The sequence below is a fragment of the Inquilinus sp. YAF38 genome (assembly GCF_052113205.1).
Classification (GTDB): domain Bacteria; phylum Pseudomonadota; class Alphaproteobacteria; order DSM-16000; family Inquilinaceae; genus Inquilinus.
In genome coordinates this window covers 1-8,454 of record NZ_JBFRCU010000155.1, presented here as the reverse complement: position 1 = coordinate 8,454, position 8,454 = coordinate 1, and the positions used below count along the sequence as shown (strand labels likewise).

The 8,454-nt window shown below is 70.0% G+C and carries 9 protein-coding genes; 8 read left to right on the top strand and 1 reads right to left on the bottom strand.

What is annotated here, in order from left to right:
- The 8 genes from AB4Z01_RS35200 to AB4Z01_RS35165 all read left to right on the top strand — a co-directional run.
- The coding region (locus AB4Z01_RS35200; protein ID WP_441701366.1) for an ABC transporter ATP-binding protein at positions 1–703 on the top strand (703 nt) is incomplete at its 5' end.
- On the top strand, positions 700–1,590 hold the full coding sequence (locus tag AB4Z01_RS35195) for an ABC transporter permease (protein ID WP_441701364.1): 891 nt from the start codon (positions 700–702) through the stop codon (positions 1,588–1,590). The genes AB4Z01_RS35200 and AB4Z01_RS35195, both read left to right, overlap by 4 nt.
- Complete coding sequence (locus AB4Z01_RS35190; protein ID WP_441701362.1) at positions 1,587–2,375, top strand: ABC transporter permease; 789 nt, start codon at positions 1,587–1,589, stop codon at positions 2,373–2,375. The genes AB4Z01_RS35195 and AB4Z01_RS35190 overlap by 4 nt, the downstream gene beginning before the upstream one ends.
- Positions 2,376–2,385: 10 nt before the next feature.
- On the top strand, positions 2,386–3,063 hold the full coding sequence (locus AB4Z01_RS35185; protein WP_441701360.1) for an RraA family protein: 678 nt from the start codon (positions 2,386–2,388) through the stop codon (positions 3,061–3,063).
- Between the two features lie 10 nt (positions 3,064–3,073).
- Positions 3,074–4,750 carry a gamma-glutamyltransferase gene (gene ggt, locus AB4Z01_RS35180; RefSeq protein ID WP_441701358.1) on the top strand — a complete coding sequence of 559 codons (1,677 nt, stop codon included), beginning with the start codon at positions 3,074–3,076 and terminating at the stop codon, positions 4,748–4,750.
- 28 nt (positions 4,751–4,778) lie between these two features.
- Entirely contained in the window at positions 4,779–5,747 is a 969-nt protein-coding gene (locus tag AB4Z01_RS35175) for a 2-hydroxyacid dehydrogenase (RefSeq protein ID WP_441701356.1), read from the top strand.
- Positions 5,748–5,941: 194 nt separating this feature from the next.
- On the top strand, positions 5,942–6,919 hold the full coding sequence (locus AB4Z01_RS35170) for a cation diffusion facilitator family transporter (RefSeq protein WP_441701354.1): 978 nt from the start codon (positions 5,942–5,944) through the stop codon (positions 6,917–6,919).
- Between the two features lie 187 nt (positions 6,920–7,106).
- Entirely contained in the window at positions 7,107–8,105 is a 999-nt protein-coding gene (locus AB4Z01_RS35165) for an NRAMP family divalent metal transporter (RefSeq protein WP_441701353.1), read from the top strand.
- Between the two features lie 132 nt (positions 8,106–8,237).
- Here the strand turns inward: AB4Z01_RS35165 and AB4Z01_RS35160 are convergent.
- The coding region (locus AB4Z01_RS35160) for a YciE/YciF ferroxidase family protein (protein ID WP_441691270.1) at positions 8,238–8,454 on the bottom strand (217 nt) is incomplete at its 5' end.

The following is an 8,454-nucleotide window of genomic DNA, read 5'->3' as shown; positions in this document are numbered from 1 at the left end:
GGCCATGGTGCGGCTCGGCGCGCTGGGCGGGCGCCGGCCGCGCGAGCTGTCCGGCGGCCAGCAGCAGCGGGTGGCGCTGGCGCGGGCGCTGGTGATCCGCCCCTCGGTGCTGCTGCTCGACGAATCCCTGTCCAATCTCGACGCCAAGCTGCGCGACGCGATGCGGCACGAGATCCGCGACATCCAGCGGTCGCTCGGCATCACCACGCTGTTCGTCACCCATGACCAGGTCGAAGCGCTGACCATGTGCGACCGGATCGCGGTGATGAATCGCGGCCGGGTCGAGCAGGTCGGGTCGCCGGAGGACATCTACGAACGCCCGGCGACGCGCTTCGTCGCCGATTTCGTCGGCCGCGCCAACATCCTGCCGGCGACCCGCGGCGCCGACGGGCACATCGCTTTGTGGGGCACGGCGCTGCCGGTCGCGGCACCGCCGGGCGGCGAGGTCGACATCTTCGTCCGGCCGCAGCGCATCCGCCTGACCCCCGTCTCCGAGCCCGCGGCCGAGGGCGTGGCGCGGATCCGCGGCCAGGTCTCGCACAGCGTCTTCATCGGCGACCGGATCGAGGTTGTGGTCGAGGGCGCCGGCGGCCAGCTCAGCGTCGAGATGCCGTCCGGCCAGCGCCCGCCGGCCGAAGGCATGGAGGTCGCGGCGATCTGGCCGGCCGAGGACACGCTGCTGTTCCCGCGCGAGGCGCCATGACCGACGCCCTGCATCCCCTCGCCGCCGAACGTCCTGCCCTGCCCCGCGGCCGGCGCCTGCCGCTGCCCCTGCTGGTGCTGCCGGCGGCGCTGTTCGTCCTCCTCGTCTATGTGTGGCCGACGCTCGGCCTGTTCCGCACCGCCTTCAACGAGGTCGGGCCGACCGGCGCCATGGTCGAGGCCTGGTCGCTGCAGACCGCCCGCGAGGTCTTCGCCGATTCCTTCACCGCCGAGCTGACCCTGAACTCGCTGTGGCTGTCGCTGGTGGCGACCGCCCTGGCGCTGGCGCTGTCCTACCCGGTGGCGCTGTTCCTGTTCCGCACCCGGTCGCGTTTCCGCGGCCTGCTGGCCGTGGTCGCGATCATGCCGATGCTGGTGTCCGGCGTGGTCCGCATCTTCGGCTGGCTCGCCATCCTCGGCGATCGCGGCCTGGTCAACGGCATCGCCCAGGGACTGGGGCTGATCAGCACGCCGATGCGGCTGGTGTTCAACTGGACCGGCGTCACCATCGGCCTGGCCGAGAGCATCATGCCCTATATGATCCTGGCGCTGCTGGCCGGGTTCGGCCGGCTGGACCGCACGCTGGAGGAGGCGGCGCGCAGCCTGGGGGCGACGCCGCTGCGCTGCTTCCTGCGCATCACCCTGCCGCTGAGCCTGCCCGCCATCGCCCTGGCCGCCGGGCTGGGCTTCGTGCTGTCGATGTCGTCCTACATCACGCCGAGGCTGATGGGCGGCGGCCGCATCTTCGTCCTGGCGACCGAGATCTACGAGCAGGCGACCACCAACACCAACTGGCCGGTGGCCGCGGTGCTGGCGATCTACACGCTGGTGCTTCTGCTGGCGCTGGCCGTCGTCGCCCGGCTGGCGGCGCGGAGGCTGCAGCGATGAACGGCGCCGGCCGCGTCCTCTCCACCCTCGCCGGCATCGTCTACGCCATGATCCTGGCGCCCATCGTCGTGGTGGTGGCGCTGGCCTTCTCGGCCGACGACTTCATCGTCTTCCCGCCCTCGGGATACTCGCTGCGCTGGTTCCAGGCGCTGGCCGGCAACGGGCCGCTGCTGGACGCGCTGCTGCTGAGCGCGCAGATCGCCTGCGTGGTCACGGCGCTGTCGCTGCTGCTGGGCGTGCCGGCGGCGCTGGCCCTGAACAAGGGCAGCTTCCCGGGGCGCGAGGCGCTGCAGGGCTTCTTCCTGGCGCCGCTGCTGCTGCCGACGTTGATCATCGGCCTGGCGCTGCTGCTGTTCTTCACGCCGCTGCGCCTGACCGCCACCCTGCCCGGCCTGGTGCTGGGCCACATGATCGTGACCCTGCCCTTCGTCATCCGGATGATGACAACCGCCTTCTCCACCCTGCCCGACGACATCGAGGCCGCGGCCGCGACGCTGGGCGCCACACCCTGGCGGGTGGTGCGCCGGGTCACCCTGCCGCTGGCCGCGCCCGGCCTGGTCGCCTGCGGGGCGCTGTCCTTCCTGCTGTCCTTCGACGAGACCGTGATCTCGCTGTTCATCGCCGGGCCGCGCGCCTCGACCCTGCCGGTCGAGATGGTGCGCTACGTCGAAGGCCGCACCGACCCGATGGTCGCCGCCCTGTCGGTCGTGCTGATCGCCGCGACCCTTCTCGTCGTCATTCTCGTCGAACGTCTCGTCGGCGTCGCGCGCGCCGTCGGCAACTAGGGAAAGCCACATGCCCGATTACCGCATCGCCCCCATGCCGCCGCAGATCCCCGCCGCCCTGGTGGAGAAGCTGCGCCGCGTCGAGACCGCGACCATCGGCCATTCCCAGCATTGGGGCTTCATGGACCGGGGCATCCAGCCGCTGCTGCGCGGCAAACGCATCGCCGGCGCCGCCGTCACCCTCGCCATCCCCGGCCAGGATTCGACCTTGCTGCACCACGCGCTGGGCCTGCTGCGGCCGGGTGACATCCTGGTGGTCGACCGGCTGGGCGACGACAAGCACGCCTGCTGGGGCGGCGGCGTCACCATCGCGGCCAAGGCGGCTGGCGCCGTCGGCGGCATCGTCGACGGGCCGTGCACCGACCTGGCCGAGATCGAGGATTCGGACTTCCCGATGTGGTGCCGCGGCATGTCGCCGATCACCACCCGGCTGTACAACCTCGGCGGCACGCTGAATCTGCCGATCTCCTGCGGCAATGTCCCGGTGCGGGCCGGCGACGTGATCCTGGCCGATGAATCCGGCGTGCTGGTGCTGCCGTCCGACCAGGCCGAGGCGATCGCCGACGCCGCGCTGGTGCGGCAGGAGCGCGGCGAGCGCAGCCAGGAGCGGGTCAAGGCCGGCGAAAAGCTGGGCGACATCTCCGGCGCCAGCCGTATGGTTCTCGAAGCCCTGAACCAGACCAGCTGAGGCCAGCATCGTGACGGACTCCCCGCGCGCCCCGCGCGTCACCGACTTCGCTTGCGAGAAACGGCCGGCCACCGGCTCGCGCGGCATGGTCGTCACCAACCATCCGCTTGCCTCCGCCGCGGGGTCGGAAATGCTGCTGGCCGGCGGCAACGCGGTGGACGCGGCGGTGGCCGCCCTGTTCACGCTGACCGTGGTCGAGCCGATGATGGTCGGCGTTCTGGGCGGCGGCGTCGCCCATCTCCGGCTGGCAGATGGCCGCCATTTGGTCCTGGACGGGCTGTCGACCGCGCCGGGCCGAGGCAGCGCCATCATGTACCAGCCGCTGTCCGAGGAGATCGGCAAGGCCCGGGACGTCCGTGACCGCGAGAACCAGGTCGGCCCCAAGGCCGTGGCCGTGCCCGGCGCGCTGGCCGGCTGGTGCGAGGCGCTGGCGCGGTTCGGCACACTGCCGCTGGCCGATGTGCTGGCGCCCGCCATCCGGCTGGCCGGGCGCGGCTTTATCGCCAGCCCCTATCTGTCGGACTGCATCACCGACTGCGCCGCCGACCTGGCCCGCGACCCCGGCCTGTCGGCCCTGTTCCTGCCCGGCGGCCAGCCGCTGCGACCCGGCGACCGGCTGGTGCAGGGCGACTATGCCGCCAGCCTGCGCCTGATCGCCGAGCGTGGGCCCGCCGCGCTGTATGACGGGCCGCTGGGCGCGGCGCTGACATCGTTCATGGCGAGCCATGGCGGGCTGATCGACCAGCCCGACCTCGCCGGCTTCCGGGTGATCGAGCGCGCGCCGGTGCGCGGCACCTATCGCGGCTTCGAGATCCTGGGCCCGCCGCCGCCCTCCTCCTCCGGCGTGCACATCGTGCAGATGCTGAATATCTTGGAGGGGTACGACATCGGCGGGCTGGGCTTCGGCTCGGCCGACGCCGTGCACCTGCTGGCCGAGGCGCTGAAGATCGCCTTCGCCGACCGGGCCGTCGCCACCGCCGACCCCGCCTTCGTCGACGTACCGGTCGACCGCCTGATCGCCAAATCCTATGCCGAGGAGCGGCGGTCCCGCATCGACCTGCTGCGGACCCAGGCCTGGACCGCCGGATTGGCGGGCGGGGAATCGGCCAACACCACCCATGTCACCGTGGCCGACGCCGCCGGCAACGTCGTCGCCACCACCCAGACCATCAACGGCCTGTTCGGCGCCTGCACCCAGATCCCCGGCACCGGCATGCTGACCAACAACTACATGTACAATTTCGACCCGCACCCCGGCCGCGCCCTGTCGATCGCGCCGGGCAAGCGGGTGTTCACCTCGATGGCGCCGATGATGGCGCTGCGCGACGGCAAGCTGGCCTTCGCCCTGGGCCTGCCCGGCGGCCTGCGCATCTTCCCGTCGGCGCTGCAGGCCATCGTCAACCTGATCGACCATGGCATGACCCTGCAGGAGGCGGTCGAGGCCCCGCGGGTGTGGACCGAGGGCGGCGTGCTGGAGCTGGAGCAGGCCTTCCCGGAGTCCGTCGCCGAGGACCTGGCCGCCCGCGGCCACAGCATCGTGCGGATGCCGCGCATCGCCGGCGGCATGAACGCGATTTCCTTCGCCCCGGACGGCACCCTGACCGGCGCCGCCTGCTGGCGCGCCGACGGCACGCCCGTCGCCATCTCCGGCGGCCTGGCGCGCGCCGGCGTCCGCTTCGCCATCTGACCCGTTACCCGACTGGAGCTAGCCTGCCGTGACTGAAACCGTCGTCGTCCTGGACCCGATCAGCGAGGACAGCGTCGTCCKCCTCCGCGCCCTGCTGCCACCGGGCCTAGTCCTCACCCATGGCACCGCCCGCGGCGACGATCACCTGAAGGAGATCATCGCCGGCGCCGAATACGCCATCGCCGGCCAGGTCGGCGTCAGCGGCGACGTGCTGCGCGCCGCCCCTCGACTCAAGCTGCTGCACAAATGGGGCGTCGGGGTCGACAACCTCGACCTGGAGACGGCGCGCGCGCTCAACATCCGGGTGGCCCGCACCACCGGCAGCAATGCGGTGCCGGTGGCCGAGTTCACCCTGGGCCTGACGCTGGCGGCGCTGCGCTGCATCGCCTTCGGCCATGCCGAGCTGAAGAAAGGCCATTGGCGCACCGCGACCGCGATGCCGATGCAGACCTTCATGCTGACCGGCAAGACCGTCGGCATCATCGGCTTCGGCGCCATCGGCCAGGCCTTCGCCCGGCTGCTGAAGGGCTTCGGCTGCACCATCCTCTATTCCAAGCGCACGCCGCTGCCCGCCGCCGAGGAGGCCGCGCTGGGCGCCCGCTTCGCCACGCTGCCTGAGATCCTGACTCAGGCCGACGTCATCACCCTGAACTGCCCGCTGACGCCGGAGACCAGGAACCTGATCGACAAGGCCGCACTGGCGGCGATGAAGCCGACCGCCGTGCTGGTCAATGCCGCGCGCGGCGGCGTGGTGGTGGAGTCCGATCTGGTCGACGCCCTGCGGGCGCGCACGATCCATGCCGCCGCCATGGACGTCTACGAGATCGAGCCGCTGCCTTCGGACAGTCCGCTGCTGACCTTGGACAACCTGGTGGTGACGCCACATCTGGCGGCGATCGCGGCCGACAACTTCGTCAAGACCGTCAACCAGATGTTCGGCAACATCGCCTGCGTCGCCCGGGGCGAACCTGTGCCGGAGCGCGATCTGGTGGTGTGACCGGACGGGAGCGGGAACCGGCGGAGTCGGAGGCACCCGACAATGGCACTCGGCCGAGAGGCGCCATAGAGCGGAATGAAGCGAGGTCGGGCTCGCGTCGCGAGACCAGCGGAACCGCTGCGAATACCATGTCGTTTCCCTCATCATGTACGAACCCGCAATCGCCGACCCGCACCGACTCTGCGCCGGACATCATGGCGCGTGAGCCGCGACGGCGATCGCGAGTTTCGCGCGGTCATCCAGCGCCGGTGCCGTCAGGCGGGTCACGGCGGCCGATCTACGCGGCGCTCGCCGGAAACCTGGCGGTTGCCCTGACCAAATCTGCCGCCGCGGCATGGACGGGCAGCGCAGCCATGCTCAGCGAGGCGATCCATTCCATCGTCGACAGCGGCAACCAGGGCCTCCTCCTGCTGGGCCTCAGCCGGGCGGCGCGCCCGGCAGATGCTCGTCACCCCTTCGGGCATGGCATGGAGTATTATTTCTGGGCGTTCGTCGTCGCCCTGATGATCTTCATGCTCGGCGGCGCGGTCTCGATCTACCAGGGCGTGGCCAAGGTCATGGCGCCCGAACCGCTCAGCCGGGTCTGGGTGAATTTCGCCGTGCTCGGTGCCGCGGTGGTCTTCGAGGGAGGGTCGCTGGTGGTGGCCTGGCAGGAATTTCGCCGCGCCCACCATGATGTCGCCTTCTGGAACGCCATTCGCGGCAGCAAGGACCCCGGCATCTTCGCGGTCCTGCTGGAAGATGCCACGGCCCTTGCCGGCTTGTTCATCGCCCTGCTGGGCCTCGCCCTTGCCTTGTGGCTCGACGCTCCGGTCTTCGACGGGATCGCCTCGATCGGCGTCGGATGCCTGCTCATCGGCGCTGCGGCGATGCTCGGCAATGAAACGCGCAGCCTCCTGGTCGGCGAAAGCGCTTCGGCGGCCGTGATCGCCGGCGCGCGGGAGACGATCGCCAAGGATCCCAGGGTGGCCCGGGTGGTCGAGCTGCTGACGATGCACCTTGGACCGGCTGAGGTCCTGCTCGCGATGACGTTGGATTTCCATGACGGCTTGCCACGCGAGGATGTCCAGGCGGCCGTCGACGACCTGACGGAGCAATTGCGCCGGGAGCATCCGGAGATCACGCGCATCTTCCTGCGGCCCAGCCCGCCCATAGCATCTGCCCGAAACTGAGTTGCGCGCCAGGATACCCGAACCCTGCCGCCATGCCGTCCTTGTCAGAAGCGGAACCGAAGCGGCATCCCGGCCATTGCTTCAAAGTCCCGCTTGGAAGGACGCCACACGTTCGGTGATGCCGGCGCTTCGGCGTGACGGGCAGTTCGACCAGGGTCTGAAGTAGGCCGCTGATCCGATGTCCAGCGTGGTCAATCCGCTCCCCGCTTCGCCGAAGTCTCACGGCTGGCTGTCGAAGCTCGGCCCGGGCCTGATCACCGGCGCCTCGGACGACGACCCCAGCGGCATCGCCACCTATTCGCAAGCGGGTGCCCAGTTCGGGTATTCCCTGGGCTGGACCTTGCTGCTCAGCTTTCCATTGATGGTGGCGCTCCAGGAGGCTTGCGCGCGTCTCGGGCGGATCACCGGCAAAGGCCTGGCGACCAACATCGCTGAGAGCTTCCTCCGACCGGTCGGCTACACGATCGCGGCGCTGCTGCTGGTGGCCAACGTCATCAATCTCGCCGCCGATCTCGGGGCCATGGCGGCGGCGCTGCGACTGCTCGTGGCCGGGCCTCATGAGGTCTATGTCATCGGCTTCGCCATCGCCTGTGGCGGCCTCATCACCTTCGTTCCGTACGAGCGCTACTCCAGCTATCTGAAGTGGCTCTGCCTGTCGGTGTTCGCCTATGCCGGCACCCTCTTCGCCGTGCATGTGCCGTGGGGCGAGGTGGCGGTCGAACTGGTCTGGCCCCGCCTCCAGGCACACACGGACTACATCACCGCGGCCGTCGCCATCATCGGCACGACGATCAGCCCCTATCTCTTCTTCTGGCAGGCATCACAGGAAGCCGAGCGGGAGCGGGAAGACCCGAAGATGAAGCCGCTGGTTGAGGCGCCGCGCCAGGCCGGGCTGGCGTGCAAACCTGCCAAGGCGAAGACTTTCTACGGCGTGATCGCCGCCGCCATGATCGTCGGCATCGGCCTCAACGCCGTCAGCATCGATCCGATCAAGGCGCTGTTCTGGAGCGCGGTCATCAATGGCTTGGTCGCGGTGCCGATCATGGCGCTGATCATGATGCTGAGCCGGCGCCGCGCCGTCGTCGGGGAGTTCCGGCTGCCGAAAGGCCTTGCTATCCTCGGCTGGATCGCCACGGGCTTCATGGCGCTGATCGCGGCCGCCATGGTCTGGACCTGGGTGGCCTGATAGCGGAAGCATCGGAATTCCGGCGCGAATTCCCGCAGAGATGCTTCGACCGTTCGGGATCGCCCGGCGAGCGGGACATGGCCCGGCATCGGATCGATCGCCGGACGGATCATCGCTCGCCGCAGCGCCGGATCAGGCTGCCTTCCGGTTGAGGCTGCTTTCCGCGAGCCTCGACAGCAGCTGGTCGGTCTTCTTCTCTTCCTGCAGGGTCTGCTCGAGCAGACGCACGGCCTCCGGCATGTTGAGCTTGGCGGCCCAGGCCTTCAGCGTGCCGTAGCGGGAGATCTCGTAGTGCTCGACGGCCTGGGCGCCCGAGAGCAGCCCGGCATCGAGCGCGGAGGTGTTCTTG

Coding starts and splice junctions, on each gene's coding strand:
- AB4Z01_RS35170 (WP_441701354.1), top strand. CDS start 5,942: ATGGCGCGTGAGCCGCGACGGCGATCGCGAGTTTCGCGCGGTCATCCA.
- AB4Z01_RS35185 (WP_441701360.1), top strand. CDS start 2,386: ATGCCCGATTACCGCATCGCCCCCATGCCGCCGCAGATCCCCGCCGCC.
- AB4Z01_RS35190 (WP_441701362.1), top strand. CDS start 1,587: ATGAACGGCGCCGGCCGCGTCCTCTCCACCCTCGCCGGCATCGTCTAC.
- AB4Z01_RS35195 (WP_441701364.1), top strand. CDS start 700: ATGACCGACGCCCTGCATCCCCTCGCCGCCGAACGTCCTGCCCTGCCC.